Source organism: Enterobacter sp. FB (assembly GCF_000805795.1).
Classification (GTDB): Bacteria; Pseudomonadota; Gammaproteobacteria; order Enterobacterales; family Enterobacteriaceae; genus Enterobacter; species Enterobacter roggenkampii.
Genome location: NZ_JSZC01000014.1, coordinates 95,077 through 112,570, shown reverse-complemented (window position 1 = coordinate 112,570; position 17,494 = coordinate 95,077). Strand labels below are relative to the sequence as shown.

The 17,494-nt window shown below is 57.8% G+C and carries 17 protein-coding genes; 12 read left to right on the top strand and 5 right to left on the bottom strand.

Annotation, left to right across the window (positions count from 1 at the left end):
* Positions 1 to 3: 3 nt before the first annotated feature.
* Positions 4 to 873 (top strand): 4-hydroxybenzoate octaprenyltransferase, encoded by an 870-nt coding sequence (ubiA, locus tag PI91_RS20315; RefSeq protein ID WP_039266989.1) that lies wholly within the window; start codon positions 4 to 6, stop codon positions 871 to 873.
* An 89-nt stretch (positions 874 to 962) separates the two neighbouring features.
* On the opposite strand, the gene zntA is transcribed toward ubiA, so the two are convergent.
* Positions 963 to 3,134, bottom strand: coding sequence for a Zn(II)/Cd(II)/Pb(II) translocating P-type ATPase ZntA (gene zntA, locus PI91_RS20310; protein WP_039266988.1), 2,172 nt, complete (start codon positions 3,132 to 3,134; stop codon positions 963 to 965).
* A gap of 76 nt (positions 3,135 to 3,210) precedes the next feature.
* A complete protein-coding gene (locus PI91_RS20305; RefSeq protein WP_039266987.1) occupies positions 3,211 to 3,837 on the bottom strand; it encodes a lysoplasmalogenase in 627 nt (208 codons plus the stop codon).
* 129 nt (positions 3,838 to 3,966) lie between these two features.
* Here PI91_RS20305 and PI91_RS20300 point away from each other — a divergent pair, with 129 nt between their 5' ends.
* Positions 3,967 to 4,326: a DUF2500 domain-containing protein gene (locus PI91_RS20300; RefSeq protein WP_008500087.1), complete on the top strand. Its 360-nt coding sequence runs from the start codon at positions 3,967 to 3,969 to the stop codon at positions 4,324 to 4,326.
* Positions 4,327 to 4,408: 82 nt separating this feature from the next.
* Here PI91_RS20300 and PI91_RS20295 read toward each other — a convergent pair whose 3' ends face one another.
* Together PI91_RS20295 and rsmD are read right to left on the bottom strand one after the other, a co-directional pair.
* Positions 4,409 to 4,690, bottom strand: coding sequence for a DUF1145 family protein (locus tag PI91_RS20295; RefSeq protein WP_008500088.1), 282 nt, complete (start codon positions 4,688 to 4,690; stop codon positions 4,409 to 4,411).
* Positions 4,674 to 5,276 (bottom strand): 16S rRNA (guanine(966)-N(2))-methyltransferase, encoded by a 603-nt coding sequence (rsmD, locus tag PI91_RS20290; RefSeq protein ID WP_008500089.1) that lies wholly within the window; start codon positions 5,274 to 5,276, stop codon positions 4,674 to 4,676. Before rsmD ends, PI91_RS20295 begins: the two co-directional genes overlap by 17 nt.
* 127 nt (positions 5,277 to 5,403) lie before the next feature.
* Between rsmD and ftsY the strand changes: the two genes are divergently transcribed.
* From ftsY to livJ, 6 genes are all read left to right on the top strand, one after another.
* Positions 5,404 to 6,864: a signal recognition particle-docking protein FtsY gene (ftsY, locus tag PI91_RS20285; RefSeq protein WP_039266986.1), complete on the top strand. Its 1,461-nt coding sequence runs from the start codon at positions 5,404 to 5,406 to the stop codon at positions 6,862 to 6,864.
* A gap of 2 nt (positions 6,865 to 6,866) precedes the next feature.
* A complete protein-coding gene (gene ftsE / locus PI91_RS20280; protein ID WP_008500091.1) occupies positions 6,867 to 7,538 on the top strand; it encodes a cell division ATP-binding protein FtsE in 672 nt (223 codons plus the stop codon).
* Positions 7,525 to 8,580: a permease-like cell division protein FtsX gene (gene ftsX / locus PI91_RS20275; RefSeq protein WP_023326488.1), complete on the top strand. Its 1,056-nt coding sequence runs from the start codon at positions 7,525 to 7,527 to the stop codon at positions 8,578 to 8,580. The genes ftsE and ftsX overlap by 14 nt, the downstream gene beginning before the upstream one ends.
* Before the next feature lie 251 nt (positions 8,581 to 8,831).
* Positions 8,832 to 9,689 carry an RNA polymerase sigma factor RpoH gene (gene rpoH, locus PI91_RS20265; protein WP_008500093.1) on the top strand — a complete coding sequence of 286 codons (858 nt, stop codon included), beginning with the start codon at positions 8,832 to 8,834 and terminating at the stop codon, positions 9,687 to 9,689.
* Positions 9,690 to 9,825: 136 nt separating this feature from the next.
* The gene (locus tag PI91_RS20260) at positions 9,826 to 11,091 is read left to right on the top strand and encodes a 4-aminobutyrate--2-oxoglutarate transaminase (protein ID WP_039266984.1); all 1,266 of its coding nucleotides are present in this window, start codon (positions 9,826 to 9,828) and stop codon (positions 11,089 to 11,091) included.
* A 197-nt stretch (positions 11,092 to 11,288) separates the two neighbouring features.
* Positions 11,289 to 12,389: a branched chain amino acid ABC transporter substrate-binding protein LivJ gene (gene livJ / locus PI91_RS20255; protein WP_021242735.1), complete on the top strand. Its 1,101-nt coding sequence runs from the start codon at positions 11,289 to 11,291 to the stop codon at positions 12,387 to 12,389.
* 176 nt (positions 12,390 to 12,565) lie between these two features.
* Here the strand turns inward: livJ and panM are convergent, their stop codons facing one another.
* On the bottom strand, positions 12,566 to 12,949 hold the full coding sequence (panM, locus tag PI91_RS20250; protein WP_008500097.1) for an aspartate 1-decarboxylase autocleavage activator PanM: 384 nt from the start codon (positions 12,947 to 12,949) through the stop codon (positions 12,566 to 12,568).
* Positions 12,950 to 13,373: 424 nt separating this feature from the next.
* On the opposite strand from panM, the gene livK reads away from it, so the two are divergent.
* From livK to livG, 4 genes are read left to right on the top strand one after another with little or no spacing between them, the layout of a single operon-like run.
* Positions 13,374 to 14,483, top strand: a complete 1,110-nt coding sequence (livK, locus tag PI91_RS20235; RefSeq protein ID WP_008500098.1) for a high-affinity branched-chain amino acid ABC transporter substrate-binding protein LivK — start codon at positions 13,374 to 13,376, stop codon at positions 14,481 to 14,483.
* A gap of 46 nt (positions 14,484 to 14,529) precedes the next feature.
* Positions 14,530 to 15,456 carry a high-affinity branched-chain amino acid ABC transporter permease LivH gene (gene livH / locus PI91_RS20230; RefSeq protein ID WP_008500099.1) on the top strand — a complete coding sequence of 309 codons (927 nt, stop codon included), beginning with the start codon at positions 14,530 to 14,532 and terminating at the stop codon, positions 15,454 to 15,456.
* A complete protein-coding gene (livM, locus tag PI91_RS20225; RefSeq protein WP_008500100.1) occupies positions 15,453 to 16,730 on the top strand; it encodes a branched chain amino acid ABC transporter permease LivM in 1,278 nt (425 codons plus the stop codon). Before livH ends, livM begins: the two co-directional genes overlap by 4 nt.
* Positions 16,727 to 17,494: a high-affinity branched-chain amino acid ABC transporter ATP-binding protein LivG gene (gene livG / locus PI91_RS20220; RefSeq protein WP_008500101.1), complete on the top strand. Its 768-nt coding sequence runs from the start codon at positions 16,727 to 16,729 to the stop codon at positions 17,492 to 17,494. The genes livM and livG overlap by 4 nt, the downstream gene beginning before the upstream one ends.

The following is a 17,494-nucleotide window of genomic DNA, read 5'->3' as shown; positions in this document are numbered from 1 at the left end:
AAAATGGAGTGGAGCCTGACGCAGAATAAGCTGTTGGCGTATCACCGCTTAATGCGTACCGATAAACCGATTGGCGCGTTACTGTTGCTGTGGCCGACCTTATGGGCGCTGTGGGTCGCCACGCCGGGCGTGCCGCCGCTGTGGATCCTGGGCGTGTTTGTTGCTGGCGTCTGGCTGATGCGCGCAGCGGGCTGCGTGGTCAATGATTATGCCGATCGTAAATTCGACGGCCATGTAAAGCGGACTGCCGGTCGTCCGTTACCCAGCGGGCAGGTGACCGGGAAAGAAGCCCGCGTGCTGTTTGCTGTTCTGGTGCTGCTCTCTTTCCTGCTGGTGTTAACCCTGAACACCATGACCATACTGCTTTCCGTTGCGGCGCTGGCACTGGCCTGGGTTTATCCGTTTATGAAGCGCTATACCCACCTGCCTCAGGTGGTGCTGGGCGCCGCGTTTGGCTGGTCGATTCCAATGGCGTTTGCGGCAGTTAGTGAGTCCTTACCGTTCAGCTGCTGGCTGATGTTTCTGGCGAACATACTTTGGGCCGTGGCTTACGATACGCAATACGCGATGGTTGACCGCGACGATGACCTGAAAATTGGCATCAAATCCACCGCCATCCTCTTTGGCCGTCAGGACAAGCTGATTATCGGGATTCTGCAGGTCGCCGTGCTGGCGCTGATGGTGGCGATTGGCCGCCTGAACGGGCTGAACTGGGCGTTTTACTGGTCGGTGCTGGTGGCGGGGCTGCTGTTTGCCTACCAGCAAAAGCTGATTGCGAAGCGCGAACGCGACGCCTGCTTCAAGGCGTTTATGAACAATAACTACGTCGGTCTGGTGCTGTTTTTAGGGCTGGCGATGAGCTACTTCTTATAAAAAAAGCCGGGTGGCGGCTTCGCCTTACCCGGCCTACGTTTTAGCAGGATATGTAGGCCCGGTAAGCGTCAGCGCCACCGGGCGTTTTTTTACCGGCGACGCAGCAGCCGCAGCGCGTTCGCCGTCACCAGCACCGTCGCGCCGGTATCCGCCAGCACCGCCAGCCACAGTCCGGTCATGCCGAGCAGGGTGGTCACCAGGAAAATCCCCTTCAGCCCCAGCGCGATGCCGATGTTCTGGCGTATGTTGGCACGCGTCGCCCGCGCAAGATCGATCATCTGCGCCAGTCCGGTCAGGCGGTTGTGGGTCAGCGCCGCGTCCGCCGTCTCTAGCGCCACGTCGGTGCCGCTGCCCATCGCAATGCCGATGGTGGACGCCTTCATCGCCGGGGCATCGTTAATCCCGTCTCCGACCATCGCCAGCGGGGCGTGCGCGTTCAGCTCCGTTACCGCGCTGACCTTATCCGCCGGCAGTAATCCGGCCTTAAACGCCAGCCCCAGCTCACCGGCAATCGTTGCCGCCGCGCGCGGGTTATCGCCGGTGAGAATTACGCCCTGCACGCCCAGCTGATGCAGCGCCGCCACGGCCTCTTTTGCGTCATCGCGCAGGGTGTCGCGCAGCGCCAGCATCCCTTTTGCGACGCCGTCCTGCATAACGGTCACGACAGTTTGTCCGGTCTGTTCTAACGCCTCCACCTCTGGAGTAGAAGACTTGCCCGCCGCGACAATCAGAACTTTTTTACCGTCAACGGTGGCCTCAATCCCTGTCCCGACCAGCGCCCGCTGAGCGGTTGCCGGTGGGATATTCAGCTCGCGCGACTGCGCTTCTCGCACAATCGCCAGCGCCAGCGGGTGAGTGGAACCCTGCTCAACGGCGGCGGCCAGGATCAGCAGTTCGTCTTCACTGATTTCCTGCGGATACACGCCGGTCACCTGCGGCTTGCCGATGGTTAACGTACCGGTTTTATCGAAGGCGATATGCTGCACCTGACTCAGCTGCTCCAGCGCCGCGCCGCCCTTAATCAGCGCCCCGCGACGTGCCGCAGCCGCCAGCCCGGAGGTAATGGCCGCCGGGGTGGAAATCACCAGCGCGCACGGGCAGCCGATCAGCAATAGCGTCAGCCCTTTATAAATCCAGCCCTCCCACGGCGCGCCAAAGAACAGCGGTGGGACGACGGTGACCAGCAGGGCAACCAGCATAATGGCGGGCGTGTAGATGCGGCTGAAGCGGTCGATAAAGCGTTCGACCGGCGCGCGGCGCTCTTCGGCCTCTTCAATCAGCTTCAGGATGCGGTCGATGGCGCTGTCACCCGGCTCGGAAAGCACGGTGAGCTGCACCAGACGGTCGACGCTGGTGGCGCCAGCAGGCACTTTTTCACCTGCGGCACGTTCAACCGGAATGGACTCACCGGTCAGGGCACTTTCATCAAAGCTCGCGGTGGCGGTAAGCAGCGCGCCGTCGGCAGGCAGGCGTCCGCCTGCCGCGACTTCTATCACGTCGCCCGGACGCAGGGTCGTGATGGCGACCGTTTCACGCGTGCCGTTTACTACGCGCGTGGCGGTTTCCGGCTTCAGCGCCATCAGCGCGCTGACCCCTTTACGCGCCCGGCTCGCCGCCCAGCCCTCAAGACGTTCACCGATTAAGAACAGCAGCAATACCATCGCCGCTTCTGCCGTCGCGCCAATAAACAGCGCGCCGATGGCCGCCACGCTCATCAGCGTTTCAATGGCGAACCAGCTGCCGCTTTTCATCAGACGCAGCGCCTGACGGGCAATCGGGAACAGCCCGACCAGCGTGGTGGCGATAAACGCCAGGTTGCCGAACGGATGGTTGATCTGTTCCAGCCCCCAGCTCAGGGCCATCATGATGATCAGGGTAATGAGCGGCAGGTTTTCTTTCAGTGAAGAGGTTTTTTCCGCGGGCGCGGCTTCGCTACGCAGGCTGTAACCCGCCTTGCTTACCGCGTCTTCAACCTGTTTGCTGACGTCGTTATCGGCGCTAACCAGCAGCTTTTCGGTGGCGAACAGCACCTGAACGTGGCTGACGCCCGGCACCTGTTTCACCGCATTTTCCACTTTGCGGGCGCAGGCGGCGCAGTCCATGCCGTTAACGACCCAGCTGTAGCGGTTGCCGCTTTCAGGAAGCGTTTGAGTTTGCGTTTCGCACGCGCCTTCGCAGCAGCAGCCATCTTTCGACGGAACGGGACTGAGCTTAAGCGCCGAGAATTGAGGGACTTTTTTGGGTGTTTCTGGAGTCGACATGGCAGTCTCCGGCAATGATAATTTTCTCATTAACCGCAGCATACACTCTGGAGTCGACTCCAGAGTCAAGCGTTATTTAGATATACAGCGAACGCACAATCAGGAAGTGCCCGGCAAAGTAGCAGGCGGCGGCAATCGCGTTATCCGCCCGGAAACGGCGGCGATAGTGGCTGCCCAGCCACAGGATATTCCCAATCAGCAGCAGCGCGGCCCCGAAGAACGCGGACATCGCCGGAGCGGTCGGACGGAAGAACCACAGTTCACCTGCCAGCCATACCATCACCAGCGTCATGGTGATAAACGTGCAGATCGGCAACCGCATCTCTTCCAGACGCGACCAGATCACTGCGATCAGCAGGGCACCAATCACCAGCAGGACCAGCGGCAGCGGCCAGAAGAAAGAGAGCGTCATCTGGCTGGCGAAGTAGATGGTATACAGCAGATGCGACAGGAAAAATGCCCCTACGGCATACAGCAGGCGCTGGCGCGGCAGCAGGGTTAAGGCATCGCCAATCAGAGAGGCGCACAGCCCGGCGAGGACCAGATAGCTGACGGCATTAAACATCGGTGCTTGCCAGGCCAGCAGCAACAGGAGCAACAGCGTGACGGGTTTAAACAGCCAGCGCTGCCAGGTGGGACCACGGTACGACGCATCGACATAAAGCCATGCGGAAAAACAGACAGCGATAAATGACCAAAGCATATTAACTCCCTGTATCTGTTAAGTCTGAATAATCAGTTTCTGATCCAGTGTAGTGACGCGGGCGGGCGTTTGGCAATGCCGGGGAAGGCAGGGTATCCTGAATTCCGCATAATCTGATGGGATAGTTGAATGAGCAAGATGCCGCTGTTTTTCATTATCGTGGTGGCGATTATCGTCATTGCCGCCTCGTTCCGCTTCGTGCAGCAGCGCCGCGAGAAGGCGGATAACGATGCCGCGCCGCTGATGCAAAAGCGCGTGGTGGTGACGAACAAACGCGAAAAGCCGCTCAATGACCGCCGCTCGCGCCAGCAGCAGGTGACGCCTGCGGGCACAACAATGCGTTATGAAGCGAGCTTTAAGCCGGAAACGGGAGGCCTGGAGATGACCTTCCGCCTGGAGGCGCAGCAGTACCACCAGCTGACGGTGGGGGAAAAAGGAACGCTGAGTTACAAAGGATCGCGGTTTGAGGGGTTTGTTCCGGAGTTGTAACGCCGGGCGGCACTGCGTTTGCCCGGCCTACGTGGTTTCGTAGGCCCGGTAAGCGAAGCGCCACCGGGCGACTAAACGCACCTTACTTCTTCACCTGCGCCTTAAACTTCTTCATCCACACCAGCAGCTCAAACACGCCGAAAATAAACACGCGCAGCTGCTGCCAGCCCGTCATCTGCGGGCCGTCTTTCGGCAGACCGTTTTTCAGCATCACCATCTGCAGGGCGTGCATGAACGAGGTGAAAATCAGCGCCACGTTAACGAAAATATTCATCGGGCGCGGGAACGGGTGCACCAGGTTGAGCAGCAAAAACGCCCAGACGCCCAGCATCAGCAGACGTCCCAGATTAATCAGTACCGGCATCGGATCCTCCTTGTGCCTGACGGTGATACAGACGATAAGCAACCTGACCTGCCACTTTTTCACGGTGCAGATCCCAGTGAGCGGGAACCGGCGGCAAACCGTTTTCCACTTCGCTTTCCACGTAAATCAATGCGTCATCCGCCAGCCAGCCGTTTTGCTCCAGCAGGGATAACGTTTCTTCCAGCAGCCCCTTGCGGAACGGCGGGTCGACAAACACCACGGTGTGCGGCGTGCCCTTTTGCGCGAGGAAGCTCAGCGTGTTGGTGTTCACCACTTTCGCGTTGCTCGCTTTCAGCGTCGCCAGATTTTGCTGCAGCGTCTGCGCCACGCCGCGCTCCATCTCCAGCAGCGTGGCGCTGGCAGCATAGCGCGACAGCGCTTCCAGCCCGAGCGCGCCGCTACCGGCGAAGCAGTCCAGGCAGCGGGCGTCTACCATTGACGGGGCCAGCCAGTTAAACAGCGTCTCGCGCACGCGGTCGGTAGTAGGGCGTAAACCGGGGCTGTCCGGCACCGGTAATTTCCGGCCTCGCCACTGACCGCCGATAATACGAATTTGACCGGCCGGGGCGCGGTTGGGTTTCTTCATCTCAGGAAAGCTCTGTTAACAATTGGCCTGCGATTGCGGGCGGTGATGTCAATTAAGTAAAGTGTTAGACTATTTCATCATTTTTTTAGCTTCCATGTATATAGCGCCGCGAGGAGTGTAGTCGCAGATGGCAAAACAAAAAAAACGTGGCTTCTTTTCCTGGCTGGGCTTCGGTGAAAAAGAGCAAGAAACAGAACAGAAAACCGAAGAGCAACAAGCCGTTGAAGAGCCATCGCAGCCTGAAACGCCAGTAGAAACCGCCGCGGTTGTCGATGCGGAAGAAACGGCGCACAGCAAAGAAGAGGTTGAAACCTTTGCTGAAGAGGTGGTTGAGGTCACTGAACAGGTTCAGGAGAGCGAGAAGCCAGAACCGGTTGTCGTAGAAGCCGCTATCGAAGCGCCACAGGCTGCTATCGAACACGAAGAGCTTCCGCTGCCGGAAGAGGTCAAAGACGAAGCGGTGTCTGCCGAAGAGTGGCAGGCCGAAGCGGAAACCGTTGAAATCGTTGAGGCGGTGGAAGAAGAAGCGGCGCTCGAGCCGGAGCTGACCGACGAAGAGCTGGAAGCCCAGGCGCTGGCGGCGGAAGCGGCTGAAGAAGCGGTCATCGTTGTGCCCGTAGAAGAGCAGGCCGAAGAAGAGATCGTTCAGGAGCAGGAAAAACCGACCAAAGAGGGTTTCTTCGCGCGCCTGAAGCGCAGCCTGCTTAAAACCAAAGAAAACTTAGGTTCCGGATTTATCAGTCTGTTCCGCGGCAAGAAGATCGACGACGATCTGTTTGAAGAGCTGGAAGAGCAACTGCTGATTGCGGACGTTGGGGTGGAAACCACCCGTAAGATCATCACTAATCTGACCGAAGGGGCGAGCCGCAAGCAATTGCGTGACGCCGAAGCGCTGTACGGCCTGCTGAAAGACGAGATGGGTGAAATTCTCGCAAAAGTTGACGAACCGCTTAATATTGAAGGCAAAACGCCATTTGTTATTCTGATGGTTGGCGTGAACGGCGTGGGTAAAACCACCACCATCGGCAAGCTGGCGCGTCAGTTCGAGCAGCAGGGCAAATCGGTGATGCTGGCGGCGGGTGACACCTTCCGTGCGGCGGCGGTTGAGCAGCTGCAGGTCTGGGGCCAGCGCAACAACATCCCGGTGATTGCTCAGCATACCGGCGCAGATTCCGCATCCGTGATCTTTGACGCCATCCAGGCGGCGAAGGCGCGTAACGTGGACGTGCTGATAGCCGATACCGCAGGGCGTTTGCAGAATAAATCGCACCTGATGGAAGAGCTGAAGAAGATCGTTCGCGTCATGAAGAAGCTGGACGAAGACGCACCGCATGAAATTATGCTGACCATTGACGCCAGCACCGGACAGAACGCCATCAGCCAGGCGAAGCTGTTCCATGAAGCGGTAGGACTGACGGGGATCACGCTGACCAAACTGGACGGCACCGCGAAAGGCGGGGTGATCTTCTCCGTGGCCGACCAGTTCGGCATTCCTATCCGTTACATCGGTGTGGGCGAGCGTATTGAGGATTTACGTCCGTTTAAGGCGGACGACTTTATTGAGGCATTATTTGCCCGAGAGGACTAACAATGATTCGCTTTGAACACGTCAGCAAGGCCTATCTCGGTGGGAGACAAGCGCTGCAGGGGGTGACCTTCCACCTGCAGCCGGGCGAGATGGCATTCCTGACCGGCCATTCCGGCGCGGGGAAAAGTACCCTGCTCAAGCTTATCTGTGGGATCGAGCGGCCAAGCGCCGGAAAAATCTTTTTCAGCGGCCATGAGATCAGCCGTCTGAAAAACCGTGAGGTGCCGTTCCTGCGTCGTCAGATCGGCATGATTTTCCAGGATCACCACCTGCTGATGGATCGCACCGTTTTCGATAACGTGGCCATTCCGCTGATTATTGCCGGCGCCAGCTATGACGATATCCGCCGCCGCGTCTCTGCGGCGCTGGATAAGGTCGGGCTACTGGACAAAGCGAAGAACTTCCCGATCCAGCTCTCCGGCGGTGAACAGCAGCGCGTGGGCATCGCCCGCGCGGTGGTGAACAAGCCTGCTGTGCTGCTGGCGGATGAACCGACCGGTAACCTGGACGATGCCCTGTCAGAAGGGATTTTGCGTCTGTTTGAGGAGTTTAACCGCGTAGGGGTTACCGTATTGATGGCAACGCACGACATCGGGCTGATTTCCCGTCGTTCGTACCGCATGCTGACCCTGAGCGACGGGCATTTGCACGGAGGCCACGGTGAACAAGCGTGATGCAATAAACCAGATTCGGCAGTTCGGGAACCGGTTTGACCGTTTCCGTAAGCCGCAGGGCGGTGGTGACGGCAATCGTAATGCGCCGAAGCGCCAGAAGGCCGCGCCAAAACCGGCCTCCCGCAAAACCAACGTCTTTAACGAGCAGGTGCGCTACGCGTTCCACGGCGCGCTGCAGGACCTGAAAAGCAAACCGCTGGCGACGTTCCTGACGGTGATGGTAATCGCCATCTCCCTGACGCTGCCAAGCGTCTGCTACATGGTTTACAAGAACGTCAACCAGGCGGCGTCGCAGTATTATCCGTCTCCGCAGATCACGGTCTATCTGGATAAAGCGCTCGACGATAACGCGGCGGCGCAGGTGGTTGGGCAAATTCAGGCCGAGCAGGGCGTGGAGAAGGTCAACTATCTCTCACGTGAAGACGCGCTGGGCGAGTTCCGCAACTGGTCAGGCTTTGGCGGTGCGCTGGATATGCTTGAAGAGAACCCGCTGCCCGCCGTGGCGGTGGTGATCCCGAAGCTGGATTTCCAGGGGACCGATTCGCTTAACACCCTGCGCGATCGCATCACGCGCATTAAGGGCATTGATGAAGTGCGCATGGATGACAGCTGGTTTGCGCGTCTCGCTGCTTTGACCGGGCTGGTAGGCCGCGTCGCGGCGATGATTGGCGTGCTGATGGTGGCGGCTGTCTTCCTCGTCATTGGCAACAGCGTACGCCTGAGCATCTTCGCTCGTCGCGATACCATTAACGTGCAGAAACTGATTGGTGCGACGGATGGCTTCATCCTCCGACCGTTCCTTTACGGTGGCGCACTGCTCGGTTTTTCCGGCGCATTTCTTTCACTGATATTGTCAGAAATTTTGGTGATGCGGCTTTCCTCTGCCGTGACTGAAGTGGCGCAGGTTTTCGGAACCAAGTTTGATATCAGCGGCTTAGGGTTCGATGAGTGTCTCTTACTGCTGCTGGTGTGTTCAATGATTGGGTGGGTGGCAGCGTGGCTGGCAACCGTTCAACATTTACGTCACTTTACTCCCGACTAATAAAAGCGTGATATAATCTTTCCCTGCATCGAGATGTTCGCTCTGCAGGGAAAGCGTCCCTGTTGTCTCTTCCCCTGTTATCATCTCCATGTCACATTTTGTGCGTAATTTATTCACCGTTGCACCTGGAACTTGTGGATAAAATCACTGTCTGATAAAAGAGTGAATGCTAATCTCGTTGCTCAAACGCTTTGGCATGGTTGTTGCCTGACGGGGACAGCCTGGACCAGAAGAAACACTGAGAGGAATGAATGACCAAAGAAATGCAAACTTTAGCTTTAGCCCCTGTTGGTAACCTGGAATCTTATATCCGGGCTGCGAACACCTGGCCGATGTTAACGGCCGAGGAAGAAAAGGAGCTTGCTGAAAAGCTGCATTACCAGGGCGATCTGGAAGCAGCGAAAAAGCTGATCCTGTCTCACCTGCGCTTTGTTGTTCACATTGCTCGTAATTATGCGGGCTATGGCCTGCCGCAGGCGGACTTGATTCAGGAAGGTAACATCGGCCTGATGAAGGCTGTGCGTCGCTTTAACCCGGAAGTGGGTGTGCGACTGGTCTCCTTCGCCGTCCACTGGATCAAAGCAGAAATTCATGAATACGTGCTGCGCAACTGGCGTATCGTGAAAGTCGCCACGACAAAAGCGCAACGCAAACTGTTCTTCAACCTGCGTAAAACCAAGCAGCGTCTGGGCTGGTTTAATCAGGATGAAGTGGAAATGGTGGCGCGCGAGCTGGGTGTTTCCAGCAAAGACGTGCGTGAGATGGAATCCCGTATGGCCGCGCAGGACATGACTTTTGACATGTCCTCCGACGACGACGCATCTGACAGCCAGCCGATGGCACCGGTTCTGTATCTGCAGGATAAAACCTCTAACTTTGCCGACGGCATCGAAGAGGACAACTGGGAAGATCAGGCCGCGAACAAGCTGAGCTATGCGATGGAAGGCCTCGACGAACGTAGCCAGGATATTATCCGCGCCCGCTGGCTGGACGAAGACAACAAGTCCACGCTGCAGGAGCTGGCCGACCGCTACGGCGTCTCTGCGGAACGTGTCCGTCAGCTTGAAAAGAACGCCATGAAGAAACTTCGCGCCGCTATCGAAGCGTAATTAACGCGAAGTACACCGAGAACCCCTGGATGAGAGTCTGGGGGTTTTGTTTTTTTAGCGCCCGCTCTGGCGAATTCCCTCCCCCTGGCAAACACTTACTGATGCGCTAAGCAGGCGACTTTCTCAGGGGGACAGGGTGAAAAACAACGAACTGAACGACCGGCGGTTACAGGCGACGCCGCGCGGCATCGGCGTGATGTGTAACTTCTATGCCGATAAAGCCGAAAACGCCACGGTGTGGGACGTGGAAGGCAATGAGTACATCGACTTCGCCGCCGGGATCGCGGTGCTGAATACCGGCCATCGCCATCCCAAAGTTATTTCCGCCATCGAAAAACAACTCCACGCGTTTACCCACACGGCCTACCAGATTGTGCCGTACGAAGGCTACGTGGCGCTTGCCGAGCGCATCAACCAGCGCGTGCCGATTGACGGCCCGGCCAAAACCGCGTTCTTCTCGACGGGGGCTGAGGCGGTCGAAAACGCGGTGAAAATTGCCCGCGCCTTTACCAGACGTCCCGGCCTTATCACCTTCGGCGGCGCGTTCCACGGCCGCACCTTTATGACCATGGCGCTGACCGGCAAAGTTGCGCCGTACAAGCTCGGGTTCGGACCCTTCCCCGGCTCGGTGTATCACGCCCAGTATCCGAATGAACTGCACGGCGTCAGCACGGCGGAAGCGTTGAAAAGCCTGGAACGCATCTTTAAAGCGGATATTGCCCCTGACCAGGTCGCGGCGATTATTCTCGAACCGGTTCAGGGAGAGGGTGGTTTCAACATCGCCCCGGCTGATTTTATGCAGGCGCTGCGCGCCCTGTGCGATACCCACGGCATTTTGCTGATTGCCGACGAGGTGCAAAGCGGTTTCGCCCGCACCGGCAAGCTGTTCTCGATGGAACACCACTGCGTGAAGCCCGATCTGATCACTATGGCGAAAAGCCTGGCGGGTGGGATGCCGCTCTCGGCGGTGTCGGGCCGTGCTGAAGTGATGGATGCCCCCGCGCCGGGTGGGCTGGGCGGTACCTACGCGGGTAACCCGCTGGCGATTGCGGCGGCGCACGCCGTGCTGGACGTGATTGATGAGGAAGATCTCTGCACGCGATCGGCGCATCTTGGCCATCACCTGGTGGAAGTGTTGAACAAGGCGAAGGAACACTGCCCGTATATCGCGGATATTCGCGCGCAGGGCTCGATGGTGGCGGTGGAGTTTAACGATCCGCAAACGGGTCAGCCTGCGCCGGAATTTACCCGCCAGGTGCAGGAGCGTGCATTGCAGGAAGGTCTGCTGCTTCTGAGCTGCGGCGTCTACGGCAACGTCATTCGTTTCCTCTATCCGCTGACGATTCCCGAAGTGCAGTTCCGTAAAGCGCTGGACATTATCTCCGCGTCGCTGACACGTTAAAGCCACATGCCCGGCGGAACTCTCTGCCGGGCTTATCATATATTCATTTCAAATTTGCTATTCCAAAATCATAAAAATGGGGTATGTTTTAGCAGAGTATGCTGAAAAAGCGCGAACAGCACACCTATAACTGAAATAAAGCGCTGCACAACAACATCACAACAATCGTAATAACCATAATAATGGGGAATCTCAGGATGAACATGAAGGGTAAAGCGTTACTGGCAGGATGTATCGCGTTGGCATTCAGCACCATGGCGCAGGCAGACATCAAAGTGGCTGTGGTTGGCGCCATGTCCGGTCCGGTAGCGCAGTACGGCGACCAGGAGTTTACTGGCGCAGAACAGGCGGTTGCAGACATTAACGCTAAGGGCGGTATCAAGGGCGAAAAACTGCAGATCGTAAAATATGATGATGCCTGTGACCCGAAACAGGCGGTCGCGGTCGCGAACAAAGTGGTGAACGACGGGATCAAATACGTTATCGGTCACCTGTGCTCTTCCTCTACCCAGCCGGCGTCTGACATCTACGAAGACGAAGGTATTCTGATGATCACCCCGGCGGCGACCGCACCAGAGCTGACCGCACGCGGTTACAAGCTGACCCTGCGCACCACCGGTCTGGACTCTGACCAGGGCCCAACCGCGGCGAAATACATCGTTGAAAAAGTGAAGCCGAAACGCATTGCCATTGTTCATGACAAGCAGCAGTACGGTGAAGGTCTGGCGCGTTCAGTGCAGGACAACCTTAAGAAAGCCAATGCCGACGTGGTGTTCTTCGACGGGATCACCGCCGGTGAGAAAGACTTCTCCACGCTGGTTGCGCGTCTGAAGAAAGAGAATATCGACTTTGTTTACTACGGCGGCTACCACCCGGAAATGGGCCAGATCCTGCGCCAGGCGCGCGCAGCCGGTCTGAAAACCCAGTTCATGGGCCCGGAAGGGGTGGCGAACGTTTCTCTGTCTAACATCGCGGGTGAATCCGCCGAAGGCCTGCTGGTGACCAAACCGAAGAACTACGACCAGGTCCCTGCGAACAAACCTATCGTAGATGCCATCAAGGCGAAGAAACAGGATCCAAGCGGCGCGTTCGTCTGGACCACCTACGCGGCGCTGCAGTCGCTGCAGGCGGGCCTGAACCAGTCAGCCGATCCGGCTGAGATTGCCACCTGGCTGAAAGCGAACACCGTCGAAACCGTTATGGGGCCTCTCTCCTGGGACACGAAAGGCGACCTGAAGGGCTTCGAGTTCGGCGTGTTTGACTGGCATGCGAACGGCACGGCGACAGACGCCAAATAATATTCCCGTCGCCTTTCGCGCGCAGGTGCGTTGGCTGCGTTATTCAACCCCGGTCGCTTACTTATGTAAGCTCCCGGGGATTTCATAACTTGCCGCCTTCCTGCAACACGAAATGCTTGGGAAAATGCGGTAGAAATTGTAGGCCGGGCAAGGCGCAGCCGCCACCCGGCTTTCTTTTAGCGCTTCTCCCACCCGCTCTCCTGCGCCGTAAACCCTAACGCCTGCATAAACGCCGCCATCACGCCGCGGTCTTCCACGCCCACGTCGGCCATCCACCATGAGGTCACGCCCGGGTTTTCGCGGAGCACTTCTTCAATTAAATACTGCCCCACGCCGCGACGGCGGGTCACGTCACGCACGCGCAGCGAGTCCAGCGCCCCTTCCGTGCCGCTCAGCGTTACGCGAACGGCGGCCAGAAGACGCTCGTTAAAGCGCGCGGCATAGATACGGTGATTTTCGTCGACGGCCAGCGACGAAGGGGAATATTCCGGCCAGATCTTGCCCAGGTCGATATGATCCTGGTCGCTAAAGGTCACCAGACGCACGATAGTCAGTTTCATTAGCTGCTTGTCCAAATCAAATTGAGTAGAGGCAGTGTACTCAATTTATTCGCTCAGCGGCTTCCTCTTTTTATCGCCGTTTGCCAGGTGATTAGTTTTTTGGCAACGCGTTGGGCAGTTTGAAAACACATGGATCGAAAAATAAGCAGGATTTTAACCTGAATGGCAGTGATTTATTCGGCGCTTTGTACCGTTATTTTATGCTGCAAACTGCACTTTTATTTGTTTATCTCTGCCTGATTTCAGAATATTATCTTTGCTTAATCGCCTGAAAAATAGAGATTTTAGTCTGGTTTTTGACAAAAACCTGCGCTAAACCATTAAAGGCACTGGTAAAAATAGCGTTGTTCATTAAAAGTACAGAATGCTTTTTAACCATAATAAAACAAAATATAAACACGACATCACGAATGGGGATTCAGAGATGAAAAGGAACGCGAAGACGTTAATCGCGGGGATGGTCGCACTGTCGATCTCGCATGCCGCCATGGCGGAAGACATAAAAGTTGCGGTAGTGGGTGCGATGTCCGGCCCTGTTGCCCAGTGGGGTGACATGGAGTTCAACGGTGCGCGCCAGGCCATCAAAGACATCAACGCTAAGGGCGGCATCAAGGGCGACAAGCTGGTGGGCGTGGAGTATGACGACGCCTGCGATCCGAAACAGGCCGTCGCGGTCGCCAACAAAATCGTCAACGATGGCATCCAGTATGTGATCGGCCACCTGTGCTCATCGTCCACCCAGCCCGCGTCTGACATCTACGAAGACGAAGGCATTCTGATGATCACCCCTGGCGCCACTAACCCTGAGCTGACCCAGCGCGGCTACCAGCACATCATGCGCACCGCTGGTCTGGACTCCTCTCAGGGGCCTACCGCCGCCAAATACATCCTTGAAACCGTCAAGCCGCAGCGTATCGCCATTATTCATGACAAGCAGCAGTACGGCGAAGGCCTGGCGCGCTCCGTTCAGGACGGCCTGAAAAAAGGCGGCGCGAACATCGTCTTCTTCGACGGCATTACCGCCGGTGAGAAAGACTTCTCCGCGCTGATCGCCCGTCTGCAAAAAGAGAATATCGACTTTGTTTACTACGGCGGCTACTACCCGGAGATGGGGCAGATGTTGCGTCAGGCGCGCGCTACCGGTCTGAAAACTCAGTTTATGGGGCCAGAGGGCGTGGGCAATGCCTCCCTGTCCAACATCGCCGGGGATTCTGCCGAAGGCATGCTGGTGACGATGCCAAAACGCTATGACCAGGATCCGGCCAACAAGGCTATCGTGGATGCGCTCAAGGCGCAGAAGAAAGATCCGAGTGGTCCGTACGTCTGGATCACCTATGCCGCCGTACAGTCTCTGGCCACCGCGCTGGATCGTACCGGCAGCAAAGAACCGCTGGATCTGGTGAAAGATTTAAAAGCACACGGGGCGAACACCGTGATTGGGCCGCTGAACTGGGATGAGAAAGGCGATCTGAAGGGATTTGAGTTTGGTGTCTTTAAGTGGCACGCCGACGGTTCGTCTTCGGCCGCCAAATAATTATCCCACCGCCCGGCATGACGGGCGGGTATAAAAAGGTTTGCATATGTCCGAGCAGTTTCTCTATTTCCTGCAGCAGATGTTTAACGGCGTCACGCTGGGAAGCACCTACGCGCTGATCGCCATCGGCTATACGATGGTTTACGGCATTATCGGCATGATCAACTTCGCCCACGGCGAGGTCTACATGATCGGTAGCTATGTCTCCTTTATGATTATCGCCGCCCTGATGATGATGGGCATCGACAGCAGCTGGCTGCTGGTCGCCGCCGGGTTTGTCGGCGCGATTGTGATTGCCAGCGCCTACGGCTGGAGCATCGAGCGCGTGGCCTACCGGCCGGTGCGCAGCTCCAAGCGTCTGATTGCACTGATTTCCGCCATCGGGATGTCGATCTTCCTGCAAAACTACGTCAGCCTGACCGAAGGCTCGCGCGACGTGGCGCTGCCAAGCCTGTTTAACGGCCAGTGGATTGTGGGAGCCAGCGAAAACTTCGCGGCCTCTATCACCACCATGCAGCTGGTTATCTGGGTCGTGACCTTTATTGCGATGCTGGCCCTGACGCTGTTCATCCGCTACTCGCGGATGGGACGCGCCTGCCGCGCGTGCGCAGAAGACCTGAAGATGGCGAGCCTGCTCGGCATCAACACCGACCGCGTGATTGCCCTGACCTTCGTGATTGGCGCCGCGATGGCTGCCGTCGCAGGCGTGCTGCTCGGCCAGTTCTACGGCGTGATCAACCCGTACATCGGCTTTATGGCCGGGATGAAAGCTTTTACCGCGGCGGTGCTGGGCGGTATCGGCAGTATTCCGGGCGCGATGATTGGCGGCCTGATCCTGGGCGTGGCGGAAGCGCTCTCTTCGGCGTACCTGAGCACGGAATATAAAGACGTGGTGTCGTTTGCCCTGCTGATTCTGGTTCTGCTGGTCATGCCTACCGGTATTCTGGGCCGTCCGGAGGTAGAGAAAGTATGAAACCGATGCATTTTGCAATGGCGCTGCTCTCTGCCGCCATGTTCTTCGTGCTGGCGGGCGTCTTTATGGGCGTCCAGCTTGAGCTGAATGGCACCAAACTGGTGGTGGATACCGCCCCCGACATCCGCTGGCAGTGGGTGTTTATCGGTACCGCCGTCGTGTTCCTGTTCCAGCTGCTGCGTCCGCTGTTCCAGAAGTCGCTGAAAAACGTCTCCGGGCCGAAATTCGTCCTGCCGGCCATCGACGGGTCTACCGTTAAGCAGAAGCTGTTCCTCGTGGCGCTGCTGGTGGCTGCCGTGGCGTGGCCGTTCGTGGTGTCTCGTGGAACCGTGGATATCGCTACCCTGACCATGATCTACGTAATCCTCGGTCTCGGTCTGAACGTGGTGGTGGGGCTCTCAGGTCTGCTGGTGCTGGGCTACGGCGGCTTCTACGCCATCGGTGCCTACACCTTCGCGCTGCTGAACCACTATTACGGGCTCGGCTTCTGGACCTGCCTGCCGCTGGCGGGGCTGGTCTCTGCCGCCGCAGGCTTCCTGCTCGGTTTCCCGGTGCTGCGCCTGCGCGGTGACTACCTGGCGATTGTGACCTTAGGCTTCGGTGAAATCGTCCGTATCCTGCTGCTGAACAACACCGAAGTGACCGGCGGCCCGAACGGCATCAGCCAGATCCCGAAACCGACCTTCTTCGGCCTGGAGTTCAGCCGCACCGCCCGCGAAGGCGGCTGGGACACCTTCAGTAACTTCTTCGGCGTGAAGTATGACCCGTCCGATCGCGTCATCTGGCTCTATCTGGTGGCGCTGCTGCTGGTGGTCATCACCCTGTTCGTGATTAACCGCCTGCTGCGCATGCCGCTGGGCCGCGCGTGGGAAGCGCTGCGCGAAGATGAGATTGCCTGCCGTTCCCTGGGCCTGAACCCGACCCGCATCAAGCTGACCGCGTTCACCATCAGCGCCGCGTTTGCCGGTTTCGCCGGAACGCTGTTTGCCGCGCGTCAGGGCTTCGTCAGCCCGGAATCGTTCACCTTTGCCGAATCCGCCTTTGTGCTGGCGATTGTGGTGCTGGGCGGGATGGGCTCGCAGTTCGCCGTTATCCTGGCGGCCATCCTGCTGGTGGTCTCGCGCGAGCTGATGCGCGACTTTAACGAATACAGCATGTTAATGCTGGGTGGTTTGATGGTGCTGATGATGATCTGGCGTCCGCAGGGCTTGCTGCCGATGACCCGTCCACAGCTGAAGCTGAAGAACGGGCAAGCGAAAGGAGAGCAGGCATGAGTCAGCCATTATTATCCGTTAACGGTCTGATGATGCGTTTTGGCGGCTTGCTGGCGGTCAACAACGTGAATCTGGATCTGCACAAGAAAGAGATTGTCTCCCTGATTGGCCCGAACGGTGCGGGGAAAACCACGGTCTTTAACTGCCTGACCGGCTTCTACAAGCCGACGGGCGGCACCATCATGCTGCGCGATCAGCATCTTGAAGGGCTGCCGGGCCAGCAGATTGCCCGCATGGGCGTGGTGCGTACCTTCCAGCACGTGCGTCTGTTCCGCGAGATGACGGTGATTGAGAACCTGCTGGTGGCGCAGCATCAGCAGCTGAAAACCGGGCTGTTCTCCGGCCTGTTGAAAACCCCGGCCTTCCGCCGCGCCCAGGATGAAGCGCTCGATCGCGCCGCCACCTGGCTCGACCGCATTGGCCTGCTGCAGCACGCCAACCGTCAGGCGAGCAACCTGGCCTACGGCGATCAGCGTCGCCTGGAGATTGTGCGCTGCATGGTGACGCAGCCGGAAATCCTCATGCTCGACGAACCGGCGGCGGGCCTCAACCCGAAAGAGACCAAAGAGCTGGACGAGCTGATTGCCGAACTGCGCGATCATCACGACACCACCATTCTGCTGATTGAGCATGACATGAAGCTGGTGATGGGCATTTCCGACCGTATCTACGTGGTTAACCAGGGTACGCCGCTGGCAAACGGCACGCCGGAAGAGATCCGCAACAACCCGGACGTGATCCGCGCATACCTGGGTGAGGCATAA

Bases quoted from the DNA above. Each gene is read 5' to 3' on its own strand.
- PI91_RS20300 (WP_008500087.1), top strand. From the start codon at position 3,967: ATGAGCAAGATGCCGCTGTTTTTCATTATCGTGGTGGCGATTATCGTC.
- rpoH (WP_008500093.1), top strand. From the start codon at position 8,832: ATGACCAAAGAAATGCAAACTTTAGCTTTAGCCCCTGTTGGTAACCTG.
- livM (WP_008500100.1), top strand. From the start codon at position 15,453: ATGAAACCGATGCATTTTGCAATGGCGCTGCTCTCTGCCGCCATGTTC.
- ftsY (WP_039266986.1), top strand. From the start codon at position 5,404: ATGGCAAAACAAAAAAAACGTGGCTTCTTTTCCTGGCTGGGCTTCGGT.
- PI91_RS20305 (WP_039266987.1), bottom strand. From the start codon at position 3,837: ATGCTTTGGTCATTTATCGCTGTCTGTTTTTCCGCATGGCTTTATGTC.
- PI91_RS20295 (WP_008500088.1), bottom strand. From the start codon at position 4,690: ATGCCGGTACTGATTAATCTGGGACGTCTGCTGATGCTGGGCGTCTGG.
- livH (WP_008500099.1), top strand. From the start codon at position 14,530: ATGTCCGAGCAGTTTCTCTATTTCCTGCAGCAGATGTTTAACGGCGTC.
- zntA (WP_039266988.1), bottom strand. From the start codon at position 3,134: ATGTCGACTCCAGAAACACCCAAAAAAGTCCCTCAATTCTCGGCGCTT.
- ubiA (WP_039266989.1), top strand. From the start codon at position 4: ATGGAGTGGAGCCTGACGCAGAATAAGCTGTTGGCGTATCACCGCTTA.
- rsmD (WP_008500089.1), bottom strand. From the start codon at position 5,276: ATGAAGAAACCCAACCGCGCCCCGGCCGGTCAAATTCGTATTATCGGC.
- ftsE (WP_008500091.1), top strand. From the start codon at position 6,867: ATGATTCGCTTTGAACACGTCAGCAAGGCCTATCTCGGTGGGAGACAA.
- panM (WP_008500097.1), bottom strand. From the start codon at position 12,949: ATGAAACTGACTATCGTGCGTCTGGTGACCTTTAGCGACCAGGATCAT.
- livK (WP_008500098.1), top strand. From the start codon at position 13,374: ATGAAAAGGAACGCGAAGACGTTAATCGCGGGGATGGTCGCACTGTCG.
- livG (WP_008500101.1), top strand. From the start codon at position 16,727: ATGAGTCAGCCATTATTATCCGTTAACGGTCTGATGATGCGTTTTGGC.
- livJ (WP_021242735.1), top strand. From the start codon at position 11,289: ATGAACATGAAGGGTAAAGCGTTACTGGCAGGATGTATCGCGTTGGCA.